Annotated in this window: 22 protein-coding genes and 1 tRNA gene; 18 read left to right on the forward strand and 5 right to left on the reverse strand. The window is 65.1% G+C overall.

Annotated elements, in window-relative coordinates; translation table 11 throughout:
* Positions 1 to 28 precede the first annotated feature (28 nt).
* Together dinB and NMQ09_RS10535 are read right to left on the reverse strand one after the other, a co-directional pair.
* Positions 29 to 1,288 carry a DNA polymerase IV gene (dinB, locus tag NMQ09_RS10530; protein ID WP_255190537.1) on the reverse strand — a complete coding sequence of 420 codons (1,260 nt, stop codon included), beginning with the start codon at positions 1,286 to 1,288 and terminating at the stop codon, positions 29 to 31.
* 938 nt (positions 1,289 to 2,226) lie between these two features.
* Complete coding sequence (locus tag NMQ09_RS10535) at positions 2,227 to 2,436, reverse strand: hypothetical protein (protein WP_255190538.1); 210 nt, start codon at positions 2,434 to 2,436, stop codon at positions 2,227 to 2,229.
* Positions 2,437 to 2,581: 145 nt separating this feature from the next.
* On the opposite strand from NMQ09_RS10535, the gene NMQ09_RS10540 reads away from it, so the two are divergent.
* The gene (locus tag NMQ09_RS10540) at positions 2,582 to 4,243 is read left to right on the forward strand and encodes a gamma-glutamyltransferase family protein (RefSeq protein ID WP_255190539.1); all 1,662 of its coding nucleotides are present in this window, start codon (positions 2,582 to 2,584) and stop codon (positions 4,241 to 4,243) included.
* Positions 4,244 to 4,354: 111 nt separating this feature from the next.
* Here the strand turns inward: NMQ09_RS10540 and NMQ09_RS10545 are convergent, their stop codons facing one another.
* The 3 genes from NMQ09_RS10545 to guaB all read right to left on the reverse strand — a co-directional run bounded on the left by NMQ09_RS10545 (position 4,355) and on the right by guaB (position 7,172).
* Entirely contained in the window at positions 4,355 to 5,002 is a 648-nt protein-coding gene (locus NMQ09_RS10545; protein ID WP_255190540.1) for a DUF6517 family protein, read from the reverse strand.
* A gap of 60 nt (positions 5,003 to 5,062) precedes the next feature.
* A complete protein-coding gene (locus NMQ09_RS10550) occupies positions 5,063 to 5,509 on the reverse strand; it encodes a hypothetical protein (protein ID WP_255190541.1) in 447 nt (148 codons plus the stop codon).
* Positions 5,510 to 5,669: 160 nt separating this feature from the next.
* Positions 5,670 to 7,172, reverse strand: a complete 1,503-nt coding sequence (guaB, locus tag NMQ09_RS10555; protein ID WP_255190542.1) for an IMP dehydrogenase — start codon at positions 7,170 to 7,172, stop codon at positions 5,670 to 5,672.
* Between the two features lie 190 nt (positions 7,173 to 7,362).
* On the opposite strand from guaB, the gene NMQ09_RS21225 reads away from it, so the two are divergent.
* The 17 genes from NMQ09_RS21225 (at position 7,363) to NMQ09_RS10635 (ending at position 22,554) form a co-directional block, all read left to right on the forward strand.
* Positions 7,363 to 7,560: a DUF8099 family protein gene (locus NMQ09_RS21225; protein ID WP_486637481.1), complete on the forward strand. Its 198-nt coding sequence runs from the start codon at positions 7,363 to 7,365 to the stop codon at positions 7,558 to 7,560.
* A gap of 3 nt (positions 7,561 to 7,563) precedes the next feature.
* On the forward strand, positions 7,564 to 8,475 hold the full coding sequence (locus tag NMQ09_RS10560; protein WP_255190543.1) for a DUF5794 domain-containing protein: 912 nt from the start codon (positions 7,564 to 7,566) through the stop codon (positions 8,473 to 8,475).
* A 46-nt stretch (positions 8,476 to 8,521) separates the two neighbouring features.
* Positions 8,522 to 8,696, forward strand: a tRNA-Trp gene (locus NMQ09_RS10565).
* Positions 8,697 to 9,107: 411 nt separating this feature from the next.
* Entirely contained in the window at positions 9,108 to 10,043 is a 936-nt protein-coding gene (locus tag NMQ09_RS10570) for a winged helix-turn-helix domain-containing protein (protein WP_255190544.1), read from the forward strand.
* A gap of 102 nt (positions 10,044 to 10,145) precedes the next feature.
* Positions 10,146 to 11,306, forward strand: a complete 1,161-nt coding sequence (locus tag NMQ09_RS10575) for a 5-(carboxyamino)imidazole ribonucleotide synthase (protein ID WP_255190545.1) — start codon at positions 10,146 to 10,148, stop codon at positions 11,304 to 11,306.
* Positions 11,307 to 11,309: 3 nt separating this feature from the next.
* Positions 11,310 to 11,942, forward strand: a complete 633-nt coding sequence (locus NMQ09_RS10580; protein ID WP_255190546.1) for an AIR carboxylase family protein — start codon at positions 11,310 to 11,312, stop codon at positions 11,940 to 11,942.
* 195 nt (positions 11,943 to 12,137) lie between these two features.
* Positions 12,138 to 12,545 carry an NADH-quinone oxidoreductase subunit A gene (locus tag NMQ09_RS10585; RefSeq protein ID WP_255190547.1) on the forward strand — a complete coding sequence of 136 codons (408 nt, stop codon included), beginning with the start codon at positions 12,138 to 12,140 and terminating at the stop codon, positions 12,543 to 12,545.
* Positions 12,542 to 13,246 (forward strand): NADH-quinone oxidoreductase subunit B, encoded by a 705-nt coding sequence (locus NMQ09_RS10590; protein ID WP_255190548.1) that lies wholly within the window; start codon positions 12,542 to 12,544, stop codon positions 13,244 to 13,246. The genes NMQ09_RS10585 and NMQ09_RS10590 overlap by 4 nt, the downstream gene beginning before the upstream one ends.
* Positions 13,243 to 14,889: an NADH-quinone oxidoreductase subunit D gene (locus NMQ09_RS10595; protein WP_255190549.1), complete on the forward strand. Its 1,647-nt coding sequence runs from the start codon at positions 13,243 to 13,245 to the stop codon at positions 14,887 to 14,889. The genes NMQ09_RS10590 and NMQ09_RS10595 overlap by 4 nt, the downstream gene beginning before the upstream one ends.
* Positions 14,889 to 15,968 carry a complex I subunit 1/NuoH family protein gene (locus NMQ09_RS10600; protein WP_255190550.1) on the forward strand — a complete coding sequence of 360 codons (1,080 nt, stop codon included), beginning with the start codon at positions 14,889 to 14,891 and terminating at the stop codon, positions 15,966 to 15,968. Before NMQ09_RS10595 ends, NMQ09_RS10600 begins: the two co-directional genes overlap by 1 nt.
* A complete protein-coding gene (locus NMQ09_RS10605; RefSeq protein ID WP_255190551.1) occupies positions 15,965 to 16,426 on the forward strand; it encodes a NuoI/complex I 23 kDa subunit family protein in 462 nt (153 codons plus the stop codon). Before NMQ09_RS10600 ends, NMQ09_RS10605 begins: the two co-directional genes overlap by 4 nt.
* A gap of 50 nt (positions 16,427 to 16,476) precedes the next feature.
* Complete coding sequence (locus NMQ09_RS10610; RefSeq protein WP_255190552.1) at positions 16,477 to 16,743, forward strand: NADH-quinone oxidoreductase subunit J; 267 nt, start codon at positions 16,477 to 16,479, stop codon at positions 16,741 to 16,743.
* Entirely contained in the window at positions 16,740 to 17,171 is a 432-nt protein-coding gene (locus NMQ09_RS10615) for a hypothetical protein (protein WP_255190553.1), read from the forward strand. Before NMQ09_RS10610 ends, NMQ09_RS10615 begins: the two co-directional genes overlap by 4 nt.
* Complete coding sequence (gene nuoK / locus NMQ09_RS10620) at positions 17,168 to 17,473, forward strand: NADH-quinone oxidoreductase subunit NuoK (protein ID WP_255190554.1); 306 nt, start codon at positions 17,168 to 17,170, stop codon at positions 17,471 to 17,473. The genes NMQ09_RS10615 and nuoK overlap by 4 nt, the downstream gene beginning before the upstream one ends.
* Before the next feature lie 4 nt (positions 17,474 to 17,477).
* Entirely contained in the window at positions 17,478 to 19,517 is a 2,040-nt protein-coding gene (gene nuoL, locus NMQ09_RS10625; RefSeq protein WP_255190555.1) for an NADH-quinone oxidoreductase subunit L, read from the forward strand.
* The gene (locus NMQ09_RS10630; RefSeq protein WP_255190556.1) at positions 19,514 to 21,046 is read left to right on the forward strand and encodes a complex I subunit 4 family protein; all 1,533 of its coding nucleotides are present in this window, start codon (positions 19,514 to 19,516) and stop codon (positions 21,044 to 21,046) included. The genes nuoL and NMQ09_RS10630 overlap by 4 nt, the downstream gene beginning before the upstream one ends.
* Positions 21,046 to 22,554, forward strand: coding sequence for an NADH-quinone oxidoreductase subunit N (locus NMQ09_RS10635; protein ID WP_255190557.1), 1,509 nt, complete (start codon positions 21,046 to 21,048; stop codon positions 22,552 to 22,554). The genes NMQ09_RS10630 and NMQ09_RS10635 overlap by 1 nt, the downstream gene beginning before the upstream one ends.
* Positions 22,555 to 22,565: the final 11 nt, after the last annotated feature.

Here is a 22,565-nt window from a genome sequence, read left to right on the forward strand (position 1 = left end):
CCGTGTCACCCTCGAGAGACGACCGCGGTCAGGGGAAGTCCTCGAGTGAGGTCTGTCCGCTGACTCGCTCCTCTCGGTTCCGGTCGACCGTCGTCCCATTCCTATTCGGGGTCGTTTCGCCCGACGTGACGTCCGACCAGCCGTCCAGCCGGCTCTGATCGGCCGCATCGAACTCGAGGTTGGCGAGCCGAACGCCGAGTTTCCGCACACGACGGGTGGCGAACTCCTCGAAGAGCTCGAGCGCGAGCTCCGTGACGAGGTCGGGGTCGTCGACGGGGCCGGAGAGCGACCGTTCGCGCGTGTGCACGTCGTACGGCGGCGTGACGGCTTTCACCCCGACGGTCCGGTAGAGGGCGCCCTCTCGACGCGCCCGGTCGGCGACCGCGGCGGCGAGCGTCTCGACCCGCTCGCGTTTCGGGCCTGGCTCCTCGACGGCTGCGTCGAACGCCGACTCACGCGAGAAGCTCTTCGGTCGGCCCCTCGGCTCGACTTGCCGATCGTCCTCGCCGCGGGCGCGGTCGTACAGCTCCCGGCCCCGCTCACCGAATCGTTCTGTGAGCTGTCGCGGATCGGCGTCGGCGACGTCGGCCGCCGTCTCGAGGCCCATCCCCCGAAGCTCGCGGGCGGTGACGGGACCGACGCCGTGGAGCAGTTCGACCTCGAGGGGCGCCAGGAACGACCGAACCTCCCCCGGCCGAACGACGGTGAGGCCGTCTGGCTTCTCGAAGTCGCTCGCGATCTTCGCCGCGCTCATCGTTGGCGCGACGCCGACGCTCACGGTGACGCCGACCTCGCGGCGGATGCGGTCTTTGACGTGGCGGGCGAAGCCGTCGGCGACCGTCCACGCCGTTCGCTCGGTGACGTCGAGGTAGGCCTCGTCGATGCTCACCTCGCGGACGACGTCGGCGCAGTCGTGGAGAATCTCCCTGACCCCGGCCGCGACGTCCTTGTAATACTCTCTGTCGACGGGCCGGTAGTGGCCGGTCTCCTCGAGCGTGAGATCGGGGTCGTCCGCGACGTCGACGCGACGAGGCAGCCGCTCGAGCGCCTGCGAGATCGGCTGGGCGCTCTCGACGCCGAATTCGCGGGCCTCGTAGCTCGCCGTGGCGACCGCGCCGACCGTCTCGCCGGGTTCGTACCCCATGCCGACGACGACGGGCTCACCCTCGAGGTCGGGCTCGCGGAGGCGCTCACAGGAGGCGTAGAAGCAGTCGGCGTCGACGTGGAGGACGATGCGATCCTCGCCGTCCTCACGGTCGACGCCCGGGAGCTGTGGCCCGTCAGACATACGCTACTCGAGGCTTCGTGCGAGCGGACGTGAACGTTGCGTCCGAGCCGTCCGCGCAGTGAGATCGCGCTGCCGGGCACCGACCAGTCGTTCCACGACCACGTCGCCCATCAAGTGAACGGACACTCCGATCAGTACAGAGCACAGTTGTGGCGGCGACACTCGGTCCCGACGGGTGTTGTCAAGGTTGGTCTGCTGACTATAGAGAGTGTATGCACCAGAACGACTCCGTTTCGTTCACGCCAAATTCGGTGACCAATCAGACTACTGAATTCGAATGTATCGGATACGTCTCTGCCCAGAAAGAGGACTTCACACTCGAGATACAAACGGATCTCGTTCTTTCCACACGGCATAGAGTCCGTAGAACATTGCGCTCATAAATCCAATTAACAGCAAAATCGCACTGATCATTCCGGCTGGCTGGGGGAACGAAACAAGGGTACCTTGTTCAAGCCCAATCAATACTCGGTAACTAAACCACAGTACAAACGCCGGTAGAAAGTACCGCCCACCACGATTCGTATCGGTGATTTTGGATGCAATCAAGAGAATACAAATCCCGATCACTGGAATAAGCAGACTGATAACGTTTTGTCCCCCTCCAAACCATTCTATCATTGAGTAGGTAGTTATGTTTCAAGAGCTTGTTTCTTCGGTTCTCTGTCCGGAAAACATAAACTCGTAACCTGTTCTGACCGAGCACCATCCTCGCAAGGCACGTTGTATCTCGTGGCGCGTTCGCGCCCTGTATCTCGCACGCTTCGCTCAACCTGTCCAGTAGCTGTCAGACAGCGCGTGCAAGATACAGAGAATGAGTTTAGCACAACGACTGCGTTTGTTACACGTCGAAATCGATGATCCATCCGCTCGCTACACGTTCGAGCGGGGCGCTGAATACGGTATCGATAGGCAGAATCCACCCTAAACCACTGTCGTCAAATACCAAATCTGGAAGTAGCCATCGAAAAAAGGGAGACACCGAAGCCGACGATCATACACAGGATGCCGAGCAGCTGGATGATATCCCTTACATTGTCGGATAATGCACTCTCATCGAGCATCATACTATAGTGGAGCAGTGCTGCTGGCCATCGAAAGCAGACGAATCCGACAAAAAATAGTAAGAGCCCGGCACCGACGTTCATAAATATGGGTATACCCCTATCAGTATGAGTTTTTATTATCGCCTTCAGCATTCAATTCGAACGTAGAACGGACACGACAGCCGAGTATCACACCTCCCCTGCCTCGAGGGCCGCGTTTTAGACACTCCTCTTCGAACCGGTGGGTATGGACTACGACCTCGACCGATTCGACTCGAGGCGCTCGACCGTCTACGCCAACCGCGGGATGGTTGCGACCAGCCAGCCCCTCGCGGCGGAAGCCGGCCTCGAAATCCTGCGGACCGGCGGCAACGCCTTCGACGCAGCCGTCGCGACGGCCGCCGCGCTCAACGTCGTCGAGCCCACCTCCACGGGGCTGGGCGGCGACGTCTTCGCGCTCTACCGCACCGCCGACGGCGAGGTCGGCGCGATGCGCGCCTGCGGGGGCGCACCCGCTGACGCGACGATCGAGAACGTGAAACGCGCCCTCGAGACGGCCGACGACCCCTCGGCGTACTACCCTGAATCCCGCGGCTACGCCGTCGACGAGGCGACGGGCGCCGACGACCTCGAGATGCCCTTCCTCGGCCCGCACGCAGTCACCGTTCCGGGCACCGCCCGCGGCTGGGAGACGACCGTCGAGGAACTCGGTCGGCTGAGCCTAGGCGACGTGCTCGAACCTGCGATCGAGTACGCCCTCGAGGGCTACCCCGTCTCGGAGGCCATCTCTTATTACTGGCAGGGGGCGACCGAGCTCTTTAGCGACGAACACGCCCGCGAAGCGTACCTGTTCGACGGCGAGGCTCCGGAGCCGGGCCAGACGGTGCGACTGCCCCGACTCGGCGAGTCCATACAACTGATCGCCGAAGCGGGCGCAGACGTCGTCTACGAGGGCGAGATCGCCGAGGCAATCGCCGAAGCCGTCCAGTCGAAGGGTGGCTTTCTGACCGTCGAGGACCTCGCGGCGTTCGAACCCGAGTTCCTCGAGCCCGTGAGCACCACCTACAACGGCGCGGAGATTTTCGAACTGCCGCCGAACAACCAGGGGCTGATCGCGCTCGAGGCGCTGAACATCGCAGAAGAGATCGGCGCGGGCGAGCATCCCTACGACTCGCCCGAACGAGTCCACGCCTTCGCCGAGGCGATGAAGCTGGCGTTCGTCGACGGCCACCACTACGTCACTGACCCCGAGTACGAGGAGATCCCACCCCTCGGCTCGAAGGCGTACGCCAGAGAGCGCGCGACGGCGATCGGCGACTCGCCGATCCGCGATCCCGAAGTCGGCGTCCCGACGCGCGCGGCGGAGGATGCTGACACCGTCTTGCTGACCGTCGGCGACGCGGAGGGCAACCTCGTCTCGTACATCAACTCCCGCTTCGCGGGTTTCGGCAGCGGGCTCGTCGCGGGCGAGACCGGCATCGCCCTGCAAAACCGTGGCGCGTCGTTCTCGCTCGATCCCGACCACCCGAATCGACTCGAGCCGGGCAAGCGGCCGTTCCACACCCTCGTGCCGGCGATCGCCCGACTCGACGCCGACGACTGGGCGGCGTTCGGCGTCATGGGTGGCTACATGCAACCCCAGGGCCACGTCCAGGTGCTCTCGAACCTGATCGACTACGGGATGAGCGAGCAGGCGGCCCTCGACGCGCCCCGATGGCGCTACCGCGAGGACGGCGCCCTCGGCGTTGAGGAACGACTGCCGAACGCCGCTGCGCTCGCCAGACGAGGACACGACGTGCGCGTCCTCCCGCCGACGCTGTTCGGCGGCGCTCAGCTCGTCCGCCGGCGAGAGAAGACGCTGTCGGGTGCCACCGAGCCACGGAAGGACGGAAACGTCGTGGGCTACTGAGTCGCACTCGAGCCCTCGTCCGATTCCATCGAGGAGTTCGACGGCGTCACTGGTTCCCGTCTTTGGACGACCAGACGGTCGACGACACGACCGACGACCAGTCCGGCGGCGTCACCGGTTCCCGTCTTCAACGACCGCCTCCGCGAGTTCGCGGACGTTTTCCTCCTCTTCGAACGCCACCTGCTCAGGGTAGACGCCGATGGTTACGAACAGGTCGTCATCGGTCTCGACGGCCTCGGTAACGTGGAGGGCGACCTCGAGTGGCGAGCCGTCGAAGGCCGCGTCGGCGGTGAACTGAGACTGCGTCGTCGATTGCTCGAGGATCGTCACCGTCTCGTCGGCTTCGTGGCTGACGTCGCCGACGTCGTCGTAGTTGCTCGCGACCAGCTCGACGAGCTCGGCGGTCGACATCTCTTCGACGGGGTTGACGTTCCGTCCCACGACCCCGATCTTCGGGGTCGTGAGGACGGCGAACACTGCGGCGCGCTGGCTGCCAAGCGGCCCGAGGTTGACAGCTTTCTCGTGGTCGGTCATGTGGTTTCGAACGACGATCCGCTCGGAGTAGCCCAGAGCGCCGACGTCCTCCTCGACGGCGAGTTCCTCGACGGCCGTGCGCTCGTATCCCGTCTCCTCGAGCGCCGTGGCGTCGACGCCGCCCGGCGACGCCTCGTGTTCGTCGAATCCGACGACCCCGAGACAGCCAGCCAGTCCGGCGAGAGTGAGACTTCCGACGCTCGCGACGACCGCTCGACGGTTCATGTTCTCTCAGAACACACGTTCGTTCATAAGTGTTCGTCGGCCGGGAGACAGTCGTGACGGTCAACTGCTCTCGCGCTCTCGCTGCTGGACGTCGACCTCGAGGCCGTCGTCCTGGAGCCGAATCAGAACGATCCGAGTCTCCGGCGTGATCTCGACTTCCTCGAGCTCCTCGACGTCGTCCTCGTCGAACTCCTCGTCGCCGAAGTCCGACCCGAGCGCGCCCTCTAGTTTGATGACTCGCAGGCGTTGTTCGACCGGTGAGAGGTGCTCCGGGATAACGCGCTCACCCGGTGTGATAGAAAAGCCCTGGTCGTAGCTCTGGCGGCCCGACTCGACCTCGTGGGCCACCAGGTAGACGTTGTGGTACTCGTTGCCCTCGTTGTAGATCTCGATGGGGACCGGACTCTGAAGGAAGCCTTCGGCCAGCTGCTGAACGTTCCCCACGCAGCCAGCCAGCCCCACCGCTGCGAGCGCACTGGCGGATCCGAGTACCGTGCGACGATTCACAAACATTGCTCGGTGTCGAACGACCGTATGTGTTACCTTTCTCGACGACCGCCGACGCTGGGGTGATCGCTCGAATACGTTCTCACGATGGTTGGAGGCTCGTACCGGTGATCGACTCCTCGAGACGACGATCCTTAGTAAACCGTCCCAGCCGACAGTCTCACTCGCCCTTCGGCGAGTAGTTCGGCGCCTCGTCGGTGATGACGACGTCGTGGGCGTGTCCCTCGGCCTGGCCGGCCGAGGAGACCCGGACGAACTCCGAACGCTCCTTGAACTCTGGGATCGTTCCGGCGCCGACGTACCCCATCCCCGACTGCATGCCGCCGGCGAGCTGGTGGAGCTCGGACCGGAGCGTTCCCTTGTACGGCGTGGCGGCCTCGACGCCCTCGGGGACGTAGTCCTCGTCGTCCTCGGGATCCTCCTTGAGATACCGATCCGCGTCGCCCGACTTCATCGCGCCGACGCTCCCCATGCCGCGATACTGCTTGTACTTCTTGCCGTTCATCGTGACGACCCGACCGGGGGCCTCGTCGGTCCCCGCGAAGTACGATCCGAGCATGACGGCGTCCGCACCGGCCGCAATCGCCTTGATCGCGTCGCCGGAGTAGCGAATGCCGCCGTCGGCGATCACCGGCACGTCGTGTTCTGCCGCGACGTCGGCGACCTGAGCGACCGCCGTGATCTGGGGCATCCCAGCCCCCGAGACGACCCGCGTCGTACAGATCGAGCCCGGACCGATTCCGACCTTGATGCCGTCGGCGAAGTCGACGAGGTCGGCAGCCGCCTCTCGCGTGCCGACGTTGCCGACGACGACGTCCGCGTCGACCTCCGATTTGATCTCGCGAGCCCCGTCGATCACGTTCAGGTTGTGCGCGTGCGCGGTGTCGATGAAAAGCACGTCGGCACCCGCCTCGTCGGCTGCACGCGCACGATCTAGCTCGAACGGGCTGACGGCGACGCCACAGCGAAGTCGCCCCGCCTCGTCTCGAGCGGCCTGTTTGTACTCCCGACGCTGGAGGATGCCCTGCATCGTGACCAGGCCGACGAGCAGTTTCTCCTCGTCGACGACCGGGACCCGTTCGATCTTGTGCTCGTACATCATGTCGAACGCCTCGCGGGCGTCGACGTCCTCGGGTGCCGTGATGACCTCGTCGGTCATCGCCGCCGTCACCGGGTCGTCCTCGTTGACCTCGAGGTGTGGGCGGATGTCCGTACTCGAGATGATCCCCAGCACCTCCCCGCGGGTGTTGACGACGGGCGCGCCGCCGACGCCTTCCCGGATCATCATTTCATCGACCTCCGTGACCGTCATTTCGGGATCGGCCGTGACGACCGACTCGAGTGGGATGATCAGTTCGTCGGCGCTCTTGACGCGTTCGATCTCCTCGACCATCTGGTCGATCGTCATGTTCCGGTGGATGACGCCGAGGCCGCCGTGGCGGGCCATCGCGATCGCCATCCCGCTCTCGGTGACGGTGTCCATCGCCGCCGAGAGGATGGGGACCGAGACCTCGACGGTCGTCGAGACGCGCGAGGTGAGGTCCGCCTCGTCGGGTTCGACCCGGCTCTCTTTCGGTCGTAACAGGACGTCGTCGAACGTCAGCGCTTCCGGTACCTGGAGTTTCGAAGAATAGGGCTCGTGCTCGGGAACGTCGTTCGCCATGTAAACCGTCGGACGGCGTGCGGGAAAAACGTTGCGAGACGGACCGTCCCGTGGGAGCGATCCGCTCGCCCGGCCCCACTCCTCATCGTGCCGCGTGTCTCCACCCTCGCCATGCCGCGTGTCTCTGCCCTCGCCGTGTGCCCCCACTTCCCACGCAATATTTATTGTCAAACGAGTACTCGAACCTGTCATGAGCACTGTGAATGCCAGTGAGGCCCGGATTGCCGGTCAGACGAGCGACGACTTCGTCACCGCGTTCAACTTCGGGAACTTCACATTCACAGTGCAGGCTTTTAAACGGTCGCTCGACTGGCTCGTCTCGGGCCAGCCCGTGTCGGACCGTTCGTCTCACCACCTGTCGGCCCAGGGGGACGGCCATCGTTCGTAACCGATGAGCACGTCACAGCACCCGGTCGCCCTTCGTCTCGAGCGGTTAGTCGGCGGTGACGCCAAGCTACTCGCACTCGTGATGGGGCTGCCCCTGATCGACGGTATCTTTCCCGCACTCATCCTCGCGGGCGCGCTCGACGATCCCGTCGGCGCGTTCCAGGTCGGCCTGCTCATCTTCGGCGGGAGCGCCACCGTCGCGGTGATCCTCGCGGACATGGAGGGTACGCCCCGCGAACAGGCGGCGATCGTCCTCCTCGTTGGGCTGCCGTTGATCGTCCTCGCCGCCGTCCAGGCCGCGCTGGCACCCGCCATCGAGAGCGTTCTCGCCATCGACACCTTCAAACGGTTCGCCGCCGTCGTCATCGCCGCCATCGCCGCCAAAACGGCGAGCGCGACCGTCGGCGAGTACCTGCCGAGCCCCGGCGTCATCATCGTCCTCGGCCTCGTCGCCAGTCTCGAGCCCGCCGGCGCATCGTTCGCCCTGCTCGAGGACCCGGCGCTCGTGGCCAACGCCACCCTCTCGGCGGCTGTCGGCGTCGGCTTCGCGCTCTCGATCGCCCTCGGCAGTCCCTACCTCCGCGAGTACATGGACATCGATCGCTTCCGCTTCGGCAGCGCCGTCGCCCTCGGCCTGCTGCCGCTCTCGCTGCTCGGGATGCCCTTCGGCAACGCCCCGCTGGCCGTCCTCGTCGTCACCGCGCTGTTCGCGTTCGACCCCAATACCTCGCCGCTCGAGGAACTCGTCGGCGACGCGACCACCGACGGCGGCCCCGACGACGAACCCGACGTCGACGCCGAGGCCGACGGTGAGCCGGCGTACCCGGCACTCGAAGCCCTCGAGGAGGAGACGGCCGACGACCCGTATCCCGGCGACGACACCACGGACACCGCGGGCCGCGCCCCCTGGCTCTGACCCGAATCGTAACGGCTTTAGGGGTAATCACCCAAGGATTGCTCGAGGGGTCGTGGCCAAGCCAGGCATGGCGACTGACTCCAGAGGTAACGCGCCTGGGACGAAACTCCAGACTGATATACTGATCGGACACCTGATCAGTGTCCGTGTGATGACCCTCTGGAGTTCCGAGGCGCACCGGAGATATCAGTCGATCGGGGGTTCAAATCCCTCCGACCCCATTTCTTCACCGCGAACAACTTCGTGAGCGGTGAGTACTGGATGAGCGAGGGATTTGAACCCAGAGGACGAGCGAAGCGAAGTCCTCTGGGTTCAAATCCCTCCGGCCTCACGAGGAGTAACCGTTCGTTCCGGCTCGAGCAAGCGAGTCTCACTCGTCGATGGGCTCGAGATCGTCCGCATCGCGATCTCCCTCGAGGCTACTCTGCTAGCTACAGTACACGGAGCCAGCGCGTCCGTCCACGACCGCGGTCGTGACCGAGCGTTCGGTCAGCACGCTACCTGAGAGAGAACTAGTTTGAAGTGTGAGCAGTGTGAACTATCTCACAGACGTGGGTGTGGGGCGGTCGAACGGGGATGCGAACTACACGCCAGCGCGGGACTCGGCACCGCATCGAGGTAAAATCAATTCAATGAGTGACATGGGGGACGACATCGACGCAATCGACGAGGTATTCCACCTGCTGGCCAACGAGACCCGGATGCAGATCATGCACGTCCTCTGGGAACGGTTCTCGTTCAGCGCGTACGTGACCGAGAGCCACGAGGGAATCGCCTACTCCGAGCTCTTGGCCGGGGCGGGGGCCGAAGACAGCGGCAACTTCAATTACCATCTCGGTCAGCTAACGGGCACTCTCGTCGAGAAACGCACAGACGGCTACGTGCTCACGCCGCTGGGCTACAACCTCATGCGATCGATCGAACGGTATTCGTCGTTCGAGTACGAAACTCGTCCGAAACGGCCGCTCGAGGAGCCCTGTCCCTTCTGCGGTGGCGAACTGGTCGGAGAGTATCGGCGGGAGATCGTCAGCGTCCGGTGTCAAGACTGCGATGGGCTGGCCGACGACGGCAACTTCACCTTCGTCCAGATTCCTGCCTCTGGGGCCACCGACTTGTCGATGGCGGCGCTGGTCGACGTGGCGACGCTCGAGTTATTCTCGAAGGTAACCACGGCTGGCCACGGCTTCTGCTGGAGTTGTCACGCGCCGATCGACTGTTCGATCGACGGCTGTGAGTCCCACGAGCGGACGGCAGCGGGGAGCTGTGAGCGGTGTGGGCAACGGTTTCACAGTCTGCTGGGAATCGAGTGTGACAGCTGCGGGACGAGCGGGCAGGGGCCGCTGCTCGAGTACGTCCTCACCGTTCCGGCCGTCAGCGCGTTCTTCGAGTCGGCGGGGGTGGGTCCCCGGCAGGTCGGACCGTGGCGCTACCGACTGGCGGCGTTCGGCGCCGTCACGGAGACCGTCGTCGACACCGATCCCGTCATCGTCGAGTTCAGCTTCTCGCTCGAGGACCGGTCCTGCAGCGTGACCGTCGGTGAGGACTTCACCCTCGATATCGACTGCTGAGCGGGCCGCGATCGACTGCTGAGCGGGCTGGTAAAGCGACTCGGACGTGCTGGAGTGGGCGATTGAGAACCCTTAAGCGCCGGCGCGGAGAACCGCCGCCCGATGACCACACTCGAGTCGCCAGGACCGACCCTCGGCGTCGTCGGTGGGGGACAGCTCGGTCGGATGCTCGCGGAGGCGGCGGGACCTCTCGGTGTCGAGGTGATCGTGCTCGACCCGACGCCAGAGTGTCCAGCCTCGGCGGTCTGCAGAGAGCAGCTCGTCGGCGACTTCGACGACGAAGCGGGCATCCGCGAGCTCGCCGAGCGGGCGGACGTCCTCACCTTCGAGATCGAGCTCGCCGACCAGGACCTGCTCGATCGCGTGAGCGAAGAGACCGGCATCCCGGTCCATCCGCGGCCGGCAACGCTCGAGTTGATCCACGACAAACTCCACCAGAAGCGCGCGCTCCGTGAGGCCGGAATCCCAGTGCCACCGTTCCGGGCAGTCGAGGACGCCGACGACGTCCGGGAGGCGATCGAAGAGTTCGGTGCGCCCGTGATGCTCAAAGCCCGGACGGGCGGCTACGACGGTCGGGGGAACGTCCCCGTCGAGTCCGCCGAGGAGACCGAGGACACCCTCGAGGCCGTCGCCGGGCCGGCGATGGTCGAGTCGTTCGTCGACTTCGAGCGCGAGATCTCTGTAATCGCCGTCAAGGGCGACGGCGAGGTCGCCACCTTCCCCGTCGGCGAGAACGTCCACGAGGAGGAGATCCTCCGGGAGACGGTCGTCCCCGCCCGCTCGGACGACGACGCGCTCGAGCGGGCCCGGGCGGTCGCGACGGACGTCCTCGAGTTACTCGACGGCCGGGGAACGTACGGCATCGAACTTTTCGAGACGGCCGACGGCGAGATTCTCGTCAACGAAATCGCCCCGCGACCGCACAATTCGGGTCACTGGACCATCGAGGGGGCGGTCACCTCGCAGTTCGACGCCCACGTCCGCGCCGTCCTCGGCTGGCCCCTCGGCTCGACCGAGCTTCGCAGCCCCACCGTGACGGCCAACCTGCTTGCCGACGTCGACGACACGCGGGAGGCACGCCTTTCGAACGTCGACCGAATTCTCGAGACGCCCCGCGCCTCCCTCCACTGGTACGGCAAGCACGAGGCCCGCCCGCTGCGGAAGATGGGCCATATTACCGTCACTGCGCGCGAGGGCGAGACGCGCGCGGAGCTGCTCGAGACGGCGCGCGAACTCCGCGATTCAATTACGTTCAACGAGTAACCCATGGCAGACAGCGTATCCGATCTGATCGACCGATTGCACCGTGAGGCGGCGATGGAGAAGCCGCCGGAGGAGACGCCCGACGTGGGCATCGTGATGGGCAGCGACTCGGACCTCGAGACGATGCTGACCGGCGGCCGTCGGCCGGGGGCGTACGACGCCCTCGTCGACGAACTCGGTTTCGAAGAGCAGACGGACTTCGAGAATCCGCCCGACTCACGCTTTACGTTCGAGACGTACGTCACCTCGGCCCACCGCACCCCCGAGTTGATGTACGCCTACGCCGAGACGGCCGCGGATCGAGGGATCGAGGTCATCATCGCGGGGGCTGGCGGGAAGTCTGCCGACCTGCCGAACATGACCGCCTCGATCGCCTATCCCCTTCCCGTGATCGGCGTCCCCGTCCAGGAGAAGTCCGTCGACAGCGTGATCGGGATGCCCGCCGGCGCGCCCATCGTCGCCGTTGACGCCGGCAAGTCGTTCAACGCCGCGCTCTCGGCCGCCCAGATTCTCGCCCTCGAGCACGACGACCTCCGGGATCGGCTGGTTGCCTACCACGAGCGGCTCAAGGGGGACGTCGGCGACGTCTCCCGGGAGCTGCACGACCGCGGTACGCTCGAGTTCTCGAGTGAGTGACCGGCTCGTAGCGGCTCTCCGTCGGTTGCAGACGCAGCGACGGCGTTCGTCACGGCTGGCTCGACGCACCGACATTCTACCCGATCATTCGCGATAATAATTTCGGGAGAGACGGCCCGAGGACGCCGATACCAGCAAAAACGCGAAGAATCAACCCTTATATGGGTGGCTTTCGAAGCTCAAGACGGTACGGAGATGAATGAATGGATAGCCGTCGGGGCACTCGCGTTCGTGGGGCTGCTGATCCCGGTAGGGATGATGGCGGTGTCGTATCTCCTGCGACCGAGCGTACCCGAAACGAGTAAACGCGCCACCTACGAGAGTGGCGAGGTGCCGACCGGCGGAACGCGCATCCGCTTTAACATCCAGTATTACATGGTTGCGCTTCTCTTCCTGGTTTTCGACATCGAAACCGTCCTGCTGTTCCCGTGGGCGGTCGTCTACCGTGATGCCGTCGCCGAGGTCGGGCTCGCACACGCGCTCGGACCGATGCTGGTGTTCGTCGGAATCCTCGTCGTCGGACTCGCGTGGGCGTGGCGCACCGGAGCCGTACAGTGGGCGAAAAGTCCGCGTCAGGTCGAAGCCGAGGTCGATCGACCATGAGTAACGAACCACGCCAGGAAATCTACGGCAGTACCGCACCAGGAACCGACACCCGGGACGCTCGCATGGGCGGCGGCGTCGACGACCGGTTCAACTCGAAACTCAGGGAGGCGTTCGGCGCCTCACCGTTCATCCTCACCAAGTTCGATCAGTTCATGAACTGGGTGCGGGGGAACTCGATGTTCATGCTGCAGTTCGGCATCGCCTGCTGCAGCATCGAGATGATACACACGTACGCGATCAAACACGACATCGACCGCTACGGCGCGGGCGTGCCGCGTGCCTCCCCCCGACAGGCCGACGTGATGATCGTCCCCGGGACGATCGTCTCGAAGTTCGGCCCCCGGATGAAGCGCGTCTACGATCAGATGCCTGAACCCAAGTTCGTCGTCGGGATGGGGTCGTGTACGATCTCCGGCGGGCCGTTCCAGGAGGGCTACAACGTCGTCAAGGGCGCCGAAGAGATCATCCCGATCGACATCCACGTTCCGGGCTGCCCGCCGCGGCCCGAGGCGCTCATCTACGGCGTCCTCAAACTCCAGGAACGGATCCAGAACGGCGAGTCCTCGCCCGTCGTCGTCAAGCCGTACGAACTCGAGCGCTTTGGCGACCTGCCGCGGGACGAACTCGTCCAGAAGCTGGCCAAGGAGATCGACGAGGACGACCTCGTCATGCGTTACAACTGGGCTGATTCGCCATGAGCACGGGACTGGTACGCACGGACATCACCGAGGACGACCTCGAGGAACTGATCGGCGATCGGGCACTCGCCCGTGACGATCACCTGAACGCCCCCGGCTTCGTAATTCGGCCGGACGCCGTCCAGGACGTCCTGTTCGACCTGCGCGAGGAGGCGGGCTTCGATCACCTCTCGTGTGCGACGGCCCAGCAGTACGACGACCGCTACGAGACGATCTACCACCTCAAACAGTACGCCGATCCGACCCAGGAGGTGAGCGTCGTCGTGCCGACGTCGGTCGACGAGCCGGTGAGCGAGACGGCCGAACCCGTCTTCCGGTCGGCCGACTGGGCCGAGCGCGAGAACTACGACCTCGTCGGGATCGAGTACGAGGGCCATCCCGACCTGCGCCGGATCCTGCTGCCGGAGACGTGGCAGGGCCACCCGCTCAGCCTCGACTACGACCAAGGGAAACCACAGGTTGTCACCCTCTCCGAGCACGCGAACCCGATCCAGCCCGACCACCACGACGCCGAGTCGGACACGATGTTCCTGAACATCGGTCCACACCATCCGGCGACCCACGGCGTGCTCCACGTGAAGGCGGTGCTCGACGGCGAGACGGTCGTCGATGTCGACCCAGACATCGGCTATCTGCACCGCTGTGAGGAGCAGATGTGCCAGAACGGCACCTACCGCCATCAGATCATGCCCTACCCCGACCGGTGGGACTACGTCTCGGCGGGCATCTTAAACGAGTGGGCCTATGCGCGTGCCGCGGAGGACTTAGCGGACATCGAGGTGCCCGAGTACGCCCAGGTGATCCGGACGATGTCGGCCGAACTGTGCCGGATCGCCTCGCACATGCTCGCACTCGGCACGTTCTGTCTCGACGTCTACGGCGACTTTACCGCCGTCTTCCAGTACACGTTCCGCGATCGGGAGGTCGTCCAGGACATCTTAGAGGACCTCACCGGCCAGCGGCTCATGTTCAACTACTTCCGGCTCGGCGGCGTCGCCTGGGACCTGCCCGAACCGCGCGAGGAGTTCTTCGAGAACGTCCGGGACTTCCTCGACGACCTCCCCGCGAAAGTCGCCGAGTACAACGACCTCGTCACCGGAAACGAGATCTTCCAGATCCGCTGTGTGGACACCGGCATCCTCGAGCCCGAGGTCGCCAAATCCTACGGCTGTACGGGTCCCGTCGCCCGCGGCTCGGGCGTCGACTACGACCTCCGACGCGACGACCCCTACGGCTACTACGAGAATCTCGAGTGGAACGTCGTCACCGAGGACGGCATGGACAACTACTCGCGCGTGCTCGTGCGCATGCAGGAAGTCGAGGAGTCGGCGAAGATCATCGAGCAGTGTGTCGACTTGCTCGAGGAGTGGCCCGAGGACGAACGCGAGATTCAGGCCAACGTCCCCCGCACTCTGAAACCGGACGCCGATACGGAGACCTACCGGGCCGTCGAGGCCGCGAAGGGCGAACTCGGCATCTACATCCGGGCCGACGGGACGGACAAGCCGGCCCGATTCAAGATCCGCAGCCCGTGTTACCACAACCTCTCGGCGCTCGAGGAGATGGTGCAGGACGAGTACATTCCTGACCTGATCGCGTCGCTGGGGAGCTTAGACATCGTGCTCGGGGAGGTGGATCGCTGATGGTCGTTCCGTTACAGAACGGCGATACGTACCTGCTGCCCGAGCGGATCAGCGACCTCACCGGGCTCGGCGAGTACGGGATAGCTGGCGAGCTGCTCGCGGCCTTCATCGCCGCGTTCATCGTCGGCAACATCATGCTCGCGATGACCGGCGTCGCCGGGCCGTGGGCGAAACGAAAGATCACGGCCGCGTTCACCGACCGGATCGCGGTCACCCACCTCGGGCCGGCGGGACTGTTCATCATCGTCGCCGACTCCGTTCGGCTGCTCTCGAAGGAGATGATCATCCCGGAGAACGCCGACCGGCCGGCGTACGACCTCGCGCCGATCGTCGTCGCGGGCTCGGCGTTGCTCGGCTTCGCCGTGATTCCGATGGGATCGGGCATCCAACTCGCCGACCCCGAGGTCGGCCTGGTGTACGTCTTCGCCATCGCCGGCATCGCGAGCATCGGGCTCGTGATGGCTGGCTACGCTTCGGCGAACAAGTACTCGCTGCTTGGCGGCCTGCGCGCGGTCGCACAGAACATCGCCTACGAGATCCCGCTCGTGGTGACGGGGATGTCGGTGGTGATCTTCGCCGGGACGCTCCAGCTGAGCGAGATCGTCGCCGCCCAGGCAGAGCCGCTCGTTACGATCGCCGGCGTCTCGATTCCGGCGTGGTACGCACTGGTCAACCCGTTCGCGTTCGTACTGTTCCTCGCGGCGAACTTCGCCGAAGTGGGTCGAAACCCCTTCGACACGCCCGAGGCACCGACCGAGATCGTCGCCGGCTACCAGACCGAGTACTCCTCGGTCTACTTCGTCCTGATCTACCTCGGGGAGTTCTTACACATCTTCCTCGGGGGTGCGATCATCGCGACGATCTTCCTCGGCGGCCCCGCCGGTCCCGGTCCGGCTGAACTGGGCATCGTCTGGTTCCTCGTGAAGATCTGGGCGGTGTTCTTGCTCACCCAGTGGCTGCGCTCGGCGATCCCGCGCGTGCGGATCGACCAGCTCATCGAGATCGGCTGGAAGGGCATGCTCGTCCTGGCCTTCGCGAACCTGGTACTCACCGCGGTCATCGTGGGGATGATAGCATGATCGGACTACTCAAATCGATGGCAACGACGATGAAACACGCGCTGGACGGGGAGACGTTCACCGTCTCCTACCCCGAGGAGGCGCCGGAGATCTCGCCACGGTTCCGGGGGATCCACAAGTTCAGCCAGGAACGGTGCATCTGGTGTCGCCAGTGTGAGAACGTCTGTCCAAACGACACGATCCAGATCGTGATGGACGACCAGCGCAACGGCGAGCAGTACAACCTCCACGTCGGTCAGTGCATCTACTGCCGGCTCTGTGAGGAGGTCTGCCCCGTCGACGCCATCTTGCTCACCCAGAACTTCGAGTTCACGGGCGACACCAAACACGACCTCGTCTACAACAAAGAGCAGCTGAAAGCCGTCCCGTGGTACAAGGACATCGACCCGCTCGAGTCACGCGAACCCGACCGGGGGGCGTGGGTCGGCGAGGGCGACGGCGAGGTCGACTACCAGTAAGCCGGATAGTCTCGAAATCTTCAACAGGCAGACCCAACCAGATCACACCAATGACATACGAGTTGATCGCGTTCGCGCTGTTCGCGGCGGTCACGCTGGGTAGCGCGATCGGCGTCGTCCTCTTACAGGACCCCTGGCACTCGGCACTGCTGCTGGGTGTGGCGCTGATGAGCGTCGCGGTCCACTACGTGATGCTGGCGGCCGAGTTCGTCGCCATGATGCAGATTCTCGTCTACGTGGGCGGGGTACTCATTCTCATCACGTTCGCCGTGATGCTCACGCAACCGGAGACAGCAGACGAGGTGGTACAGACATGACGACCGGTCCGAGCTTGCGCCTCGGCAAGGCGTTAGTTCCCGGCGTGCTCGCCGTGGCCCTCTTCGGGCTCATGGCGCTGATCGTCGTGAACACCGGGTTCGGGAGCATGCGCGGCTTCCCGGAGGGGATCTCCGTCACCTCCGAGATCGGCTACGCCTTGCTCGACCTGACGACGATGCAGTCGACCGAGGGCGCGATCGGCGGGACCGAGCGCTTTCTCGTCTCGTTCATCCTGATCGCCATCGTCCTCGACGCGGCGCTCGACGCTTCGCTCGTACTCGCAAAGCGCGAGGAGGAAGGCGAGCCCGTGACGGCGCTCTCGAGCGCTCCATCGGACGCCTCGAGCGGTGCGGCGGGCGGGCGACAGGCGGCCGCAAACGGTGGAACCCGATCGGAGACCGCCGACGCAGGGGGTGAGGACGCGTGAGCGTCCCGGTCGAGTACTACGTCCTGCTGTCGATGGCCCTGTTCTGTATCGGGCTGTTCGGCGTCCTGACGCGTCGAAACGCGCTGCTGTTCCTGATGTCCGTCGAACTCATGCTGAACGCGGCGAACATCAACCTGATCGCCTTCGCGTTCTACCACGGCAACCTCACGGGGCAGGTGTTCGCGCTCTTCGCGATGGCGCTCGCCGCCGCGGAGGTCGCCGTCGGACTCGGGATCATCCTGGTGCTGTACCGCAACTTCCGTGACGTCGACGTCACGGTACCGTCGGCGATGAGGTGGTAAACAGATGGAAACTGCATTCGAATTCGCCCCAGCCATCGCCCTGTTCCCGCTCGCGGCGTTCGTCGTCGTGCTCGTCTTCGGGAAACACATGCCGAAGAAGGGCGCGCTCGCGGGCATCGTCGCCACGGGAGCGTCGCTGCTGTTCTCGCTGTGGGTGCTCGCGGCCGTCGCGGCCGGCGAAACCTACCACGAGACGCTACTCGAGTGGGCGGCCGGCGACCCGACGAGCGAGACGGGCGTCGAGGGGATCGAGTTCACGTTCGGTATCTTGCTCGATCCGCTCTCGGCGTTGATGCTCGTGATCGTCTCGCTGATCGCCTTGCTCGTTCACGTCTTCAGCCTCGGCTACATGAACGCCGAGGGTGAGACGGGACTGCCGCGATACTACGCCGAGCTCGGCCTCTTCACGTTCAGCATGCTCGCGTTCGTCTACGCGGACAACCTGCTAATGGCCTTCATCTTCTTCGAGCTCGTCGGCCTCTGTTCGTACCTGCTGATCGGCTTCTGGTTCCGCACGCGCAGCGCGCCCTCGGCGGCGAAGAAGGCGTTTTTGGTGACGCGCTTCGGTGACTACTTCTTCCTGCTCGGGCTGGTCGCCATCGCCGCGACGTTCGGTACGGTCCAGTTCGCCGGCGACGCTTCGTTCGTCGCGGCGGCCCAGGAGGCGATCGAGGCGAACGAAACGCTGTTCGGCGTCGACGCGCTCACGTGGGTGACGATCACCGGGCTGCTGGTGCTCGGCGGCGTGATCGGTAAGTCCGCGCAGTTCCCGCTGCACACCTGGCTGCCCGACGCGATGGAAGGCCCAACCACCGTCTCCGCGCTTATCCACGCCGCGACGATGGTCGCTGCGGGCGTCTACCTCGTCGCCCGGATGTTCGGCTACTACGCACTCAGCCCCACGTCGCTCGCGATCATCGCCTTCGTCGGCGGCTTCACCGCGCTGTTCGCCGCGACGATGGGCTGTGTCAAAGACGACGTGAAGCAGGTACTCGCCTACTCGACGATCAGCCAGTACGGCTACATGATGCTCGCTCTCGGCGTCGGCGGCTACGTCGCCGGGGTCTTCCACCTCATGAACCACGCCTTCTTCAAGGCGCTGTTGTTCCTCGGGGCCGGCGCCGTCATCGTCCTCATGCACCACGAACAGGACATGTGGAAGATGGGCGGCTTAAAGCAGAGGGCGCCCGTCACCTACTGGACGTTCCTCGCCGGGGCGCTCGCGCTCGCGGGAATCATCCCGTTCTCGGGCTTCTGGTCGAAAGACGAGATTCTCTACGATGCGCTGATCGTCGGGCTCAACGAGCCGTTCATCCTCGCCGCGTACGCCATGGGGCTCGTGGCCGTCTTCTTCACCGGCTTCTACACCTTCCGGATGGTGTTCCTGACGTTCCACGGTGAGCCTCGAAGCGAGGCCGCGGAAGACCCACACCCCGTGGGCTGGAGCATCAAGTTCCCGCTCGCGACCCTGGGCGTGCTCGCGCTCGTCGCCGGCGTCGCCAACCTCGCGCCCGTCGCCAAACTCCTGAACCTGGACATCACGTTCCTCGAGTTCTGGCTCGACGGCGAGTACGGCGCGGTCGAGGGGCTGACCTACTCGGCCTACGGTGAGCTTGTCGCCTACGAGAGCGGCGTCATCGCCGGCTCGGAGACGGTCACGCTGCTGGTCGCCGCCGGCCTCGGGCTCGGCCTGGCGCTCGCCGGCGCCGGCGTGGCCTGGAAGCTGTACAACGTGCCTGAACCCGTCCGGCACACGGAGAAACTCGGCGGCGCCTACCGCGTCGCGCGAAGCAACTACTACCAGGACGAGTACCAGGTCTGGCTCGCCCGGAGCCTCACGCTGCCGCTGGCTCGAACCGCCGACCGGTTCGACCAGAGCGTCATCGACGGCGTCGTCAACGGGATCTCGAGCGTGAGTCTGTTCGGAAGTCGCGGGCTCAAGCGGATCCAGACCGGCGTCGTGACGAACTACGCGGCGCTGATCGTCCTTGGTTTCCTGGCGTTACTCGTCGCTCTCGGCGTTCACGGAGGCTGGTTCCTATGATGATCGAAGCCCTGATCGCAGTCACGTTGGTCGGCGCGCTCGTGACGTTCGTCGCGCCGAATCGCATCGCCGGTAAACTCGCGTTCGTCGTCAGCCTCGTGCCCGTGGCGCTCTCACTGTGGCTGTTCGCGGCGTTCGACGGGAGCGGGAACGCCTTGCTCGACGGCGACCTCGCGTTCGAATCCCAGGCCGAGTGGATCGACCTGGGGCCGTACACCATCTCGTGGTTCGTCGGACTGGACGGGATCAGCCTGCCGCTCGTGATCCTCACGACGGTGCTCACGACGCTCGCGATCGTGAGTTCGTGGACGCCGATCGACGACCGGGAGGCGCAGTTTTACGGCCTCTTGCTGTTCATCGAGGCGAACCTGATCGGCGTCTTCGCGGCGCTCGATTTCTTCCTCTGGTTCATCTTCTGGGAGGCCGTGCTCATCCCGATGTACCTGATGATCGGCGTCTGGGGCGGCCCGCGCCGGAAGTACGCCGCGATCAAGTTCTTCGTCTACACGAACGTGGCGTCGCTCGTGATGTTCGGGGCGTTCATCGCGCTCGTCTTCGGGCTCGGCGACGCCGTGACGAGCTTCGCCCTGCCCGAGATCACCGAGGCGATGCTCACCGTCGGTCCCGAGGGACTGTTCGGCGTCGACGGCACGACGCTCACGTCGCTCGTGTTCGTCGCGATGTTCCTCGGCTTCGCGGTGAAGGTGCCCGTCGTCCCGTTCCACACCTGGCTGCCGGACGCCCACGTCGAGGCGCCGACCCCCGCGTCGGTGCTGTTGGCGGGCGTCCTGTTGAAGATGGGGACCTACGCGCTGTTACGGTTCAACTTCACGATGTTCCCACAGGAGGTCGTGACCGCCTTCGCGATCCCGATCGCGGCGATCGCCGTCATCAGCGTCATCTACGGCGCGATGCTCGCGCTCGCCCAGACCGACCTCAAACGGATCGTCGCCTACTCGTCGGTGTCGTCGATGGGCTACGTCATCCTCGGGCTGATTGCGCTCACCCAGTTCGGCGTCGGGGGCGCGACCTTCCAGATGGTCAGCCACGGGCTCATCTCGGGGCTGATGTTCATGGCCGTCGGCGTCATCTACAACGCCACCCACACCCGGATGGTTACCGACATGTCCGGAATGGCCGACCGGATGCCGGTCGCCGTCGGCATCCTGGTCGCCGGCGCCTTCGGTTACATGGGCCTGCCGCTGATGAGCGGCTTCGCCGCGGAGTACTTCATTTTCTTCGGCGCCTTCGGCTCGGAGAGCCTGCCGTACGCGCCGATCTTCACCGCGCTGGCGATGTTCGGCATCGTCATCGTCGCGGGCTACCTGCTCTTTGCGCTCCAGCGGGCCGTCTTCGGCCCGTACCGACTCGAGACTGACTACGAGGTAGGCCGTGCGCCGCTGCACGACCTCGCCCCGATGTTCGTCCTGCTCGGACTAATCATCGCGCTGGGCGTCGCCCCGGAGTTGATCTTCGAGCTGATCACGGACGCGGTCGATCCGATTCTGGAGCATGGAGGTGACCTCTGATGACGCTGATCGAACTCCCACCGTGGACGGCACTCACCCCCGCGCTGATCCTCGCGCTGACGGCGCTCGCGCTCTTCGTCGTCGACAGCATCAACCCGCGAGCGACCAACCGGACGCTGCTCGCGGGAACGGCGACCGCCGGCGCGCTCGCCTCGCTGGGCGTCGCCGTCTGGTTCACGGTCGCGGGCGTCGGCCAGGCCGAGACTGGCGGCGCCATCGACCTCTTCGGCGGCCAGCTGGTCGTCGACGGCATGGCGCTCTTTTTCATGACCGTCGTCGCCGTCGTCACCGCGATGGTCGCCGTCGCCAGCTACGACTACATGGACGGCCACGCCTACCAGGCCGAGTACTACTCGCTCGTCCTGCTCGCGGCGACCGGCATGTCGACGATGGCCGCCGCCAACAGCCTCGTGACGATCTTCATCGCGCTCGAGCTGGCGAGCCTGCCGTCGTACGCGCTGGTCGCAATCTTAAAGGACAACCGCGGCAGCGTCGAGGCCGGTCTGAAGTACTTCCTGATCGGCGCGCTCTCCTCGGCGATCATGCTCTACGGGATCAGCCTCGTCTACGGGGCGACCGGCCACCTCCAGCTCGAGGCGATCGCAAACGCCCTCGGCGACGCCGGAGCCTACAGCGGCCTGCTCGGGCTGGGCGTCCTCATGGTGATCGGCGGCGTCGCGTTCAAGACCGCGAGCGTCCCGTTCCACTTCTGGGCGCCGGAGGCCTACGAGGGCGCACCCGCGCCGATCTCGGCGTTCCTCTCCTCGGCCTCGAAGGCCGCCGGCTTCGTGATCGCCTTCCGCATCTTCACGGAGGCGTTCCCGATCGGGCCGATGCTCGAGCTGGGAATCGACTGGTCGTTCGCGTTCATCGTGCTCGCGATCGTCACGATGACCGTCGGCAACTTTGCCGCCGCGACCCAGGAGAACGTCAAGCGGATGCTCGCGTACTCCTCGGTCGGTCACGCCGGCTACGCGCTGATCGGCCTCGCCGGTCTGGGCGCCGGCAGCGAGCTCGTCTTCGGCGCGGCGATGATGCACCTGCTGGTGTACGGCTTCATGAACACGGGTGCGTTCCTGTTCGTCGGCCTCGCCGAGTACTGGGGCGTCGGGCGCACGTTCGAGGACTACAACGGCCTCGCGGCCCAGGCACCGATCGCCTGCACGGCGCTGGCGGTGTTCATGTTCAGCCTCGCCGGCGTCCCGCCCTTCGGCGGCTTCTGGAGCAAGTACTTCCTCTTCACCGGCGCGGTCGGCATCGGCAGCACGTCTATGCTCGTCGTCGCCGCCGCGCTCGTCGTCAACAGCGCGCTCTCGCTGTACTACTACGCGCGGCTGGTCAAGGCGGTCTGGATCGACGACCCCGTCACGCCGCGTGAGTCGCTCGCCCAGCCGACCGGTCTCTACGTGGCGATCCTCTTTGCCGCCGTCATGACCGTCGCCGTCCTGCCCGGCTTCGGGCCGATCGCCGACGCCGCCAGCGAGGCAGCTGCGGCGCTCGTCCCTTGAGCCGGTAGCTT

It is taken from the genome of Natronobeatus ordinarius (genome assembly GCF_024362485.1).
GTDB classification, from domain to species: Archaea; Halobacteriota; Halobacteria; order Halobacteriales; family Natrialbaceae; genus Natronobeatus; species Natronobeatus ordinarius.

Excerpts from the sequence above, each read along its gene's own strand:
- NMQ09_RS10605 (WP_255190551.1), top strand. The coding sequence starts at position 15,965 with ATGATCGGACTACTCAAATCGATGGCAACGACGATGAAACACGCGCTG.
- NMQ09_RS10635 (WP_255190557.1), top strand. The coding sequence starts at position 21,046 with ATGACGCTGATCGAACTCCCACCGTGGACGGCACTCACCCCCGCGCTG.
- NMQ09_RS10580 (WP_255190546.1), top strand. The coding sequence starts at position 11,310 with ATGGCAGACAGCGTATCCGATCTGATCGACCGATTGCACCGTGAGGCG.
- NMQ09_RS10630 (WP_255190556.1), top strand. The coding sequence starts at position 19,514 with ATGATGATCGAAGCCCTGATCGCAGTCACGTTGGTCGGCGCGCTCGTG.
- NMQ09_RS10575 (WP_255190545.1), top strand. The coding sequence starts at position 10,146 with ATGACCACACTCGAGTCGCCAGGACCGACCCTCGGCGTCGTCGGTGGG.
- NMQ09_RS10615 (WP_255190553.1), top strand. The coding sequence starts at position 16,740 with ATGACGACCGGTCCGAGCTTGCGCCTCGGCAAGGCGTTAGTTCCCGGC.
- guaB (WP_255190542.1), bottom strand. The coding sequence starts at position 7,172 with ATGGCGAACGACGTTCCCGAGCACGAGCCCTATTCTTCGAAACTCCAG.
- NMQ09_RS10545 (WP_255190540.1), bottom strand. The coding sequence starts at position 5,002 with ATGAACCGTCGAGCGGTCGTCGCGAGCGTCGGAAGTCTCACTCTCGCC.
- NMQ09_RS10560 (WP_255190543.1), top strand. The coding sequence starts at position 7,564 with ATGAGCACGTCACAGCACCCGGTCGCCCTTCGTCTCGAGCGGTTAGTC.
- dinB (WP_255190537.1), bottom strand. The coding sequence starts at position 1,288 with ATGTCTGACGGGCCACAGCTCCCGGGCGTCGACCGTGAGGACGGCGAG.
- NMQ09_RS10535 (WP_255190538.1), bottom strand. The coding sequence starts at position 2,436 with ATGAACGTCGGTGCCGGGCTCTTACTATTTTTTGTCGGATTCGTCTGC.
- NMQ09_RS10585 (WP_255190547.1), top strand. The coding sequence starts at position 12,138 with ATGAATGAATGGATAGCCGTCGGGGCACTCGCGTTCGTGGGGCTGCTG.
- NMQ09_RS21225 (WP_486637481.1), top strand. The coding sequence starts at position 7,363 with ATGAGCACTGTGAATGCCAGTGAGGCCCGGATTGCCGGTCAGACGAGC.
- NMQ09_RS10600 (WP_255190550.1), top strand. The coding sequence starts at position 14,889 with ATGGTCGTTCCGTTACAGAACGGCGATACGTACCTGCTGCCCGAGCGG.
- NMQ09_RS10595 (WP_255190549.1), top strand. The coding sequence starts at position 13,243 with ATGAGCACGGGACTGGTACGCACGGACATCACCGAGGACGACCTCGAG.
- nuoL (WP_255190555.1), top strand. The coding sequence starts at position 17,478 with ATGGAAACTGCATTCGAATTCGCCCCAGCCATCGCCCTGTTCCCGCTC.
- NMQ09_RS10590 (WP_255190548.1), top strand. The coding sequence starts at position 12,542 with ATGAGTAACGAACCACGCCAGGAAATCTACGGCAGTACCGCACCAGGA.
- NMQ09_RS10610 (WP_255190552.1), top strand. The coding sequence starts at position 16,477 with ATGACATACGAGTTGATCGCGTTCGCGCTGTTCGCGGCGGTCACGCTG.
- NMQ09_RS10570 (WP_255190544.1), top strand. The coding sequence starts at position 9,108 with ATGAGTGACATGGGGGACGACATCGACGCAATCGACGAGGTATTCCAC.
- NMQ09_RS10540 (WP_255190539.1), top strand. The coding sequence starts at position 2,582 with ATGGACTACGACCTCGACCGATTCGACTCGAGGCGCTCGACCGTCTAC.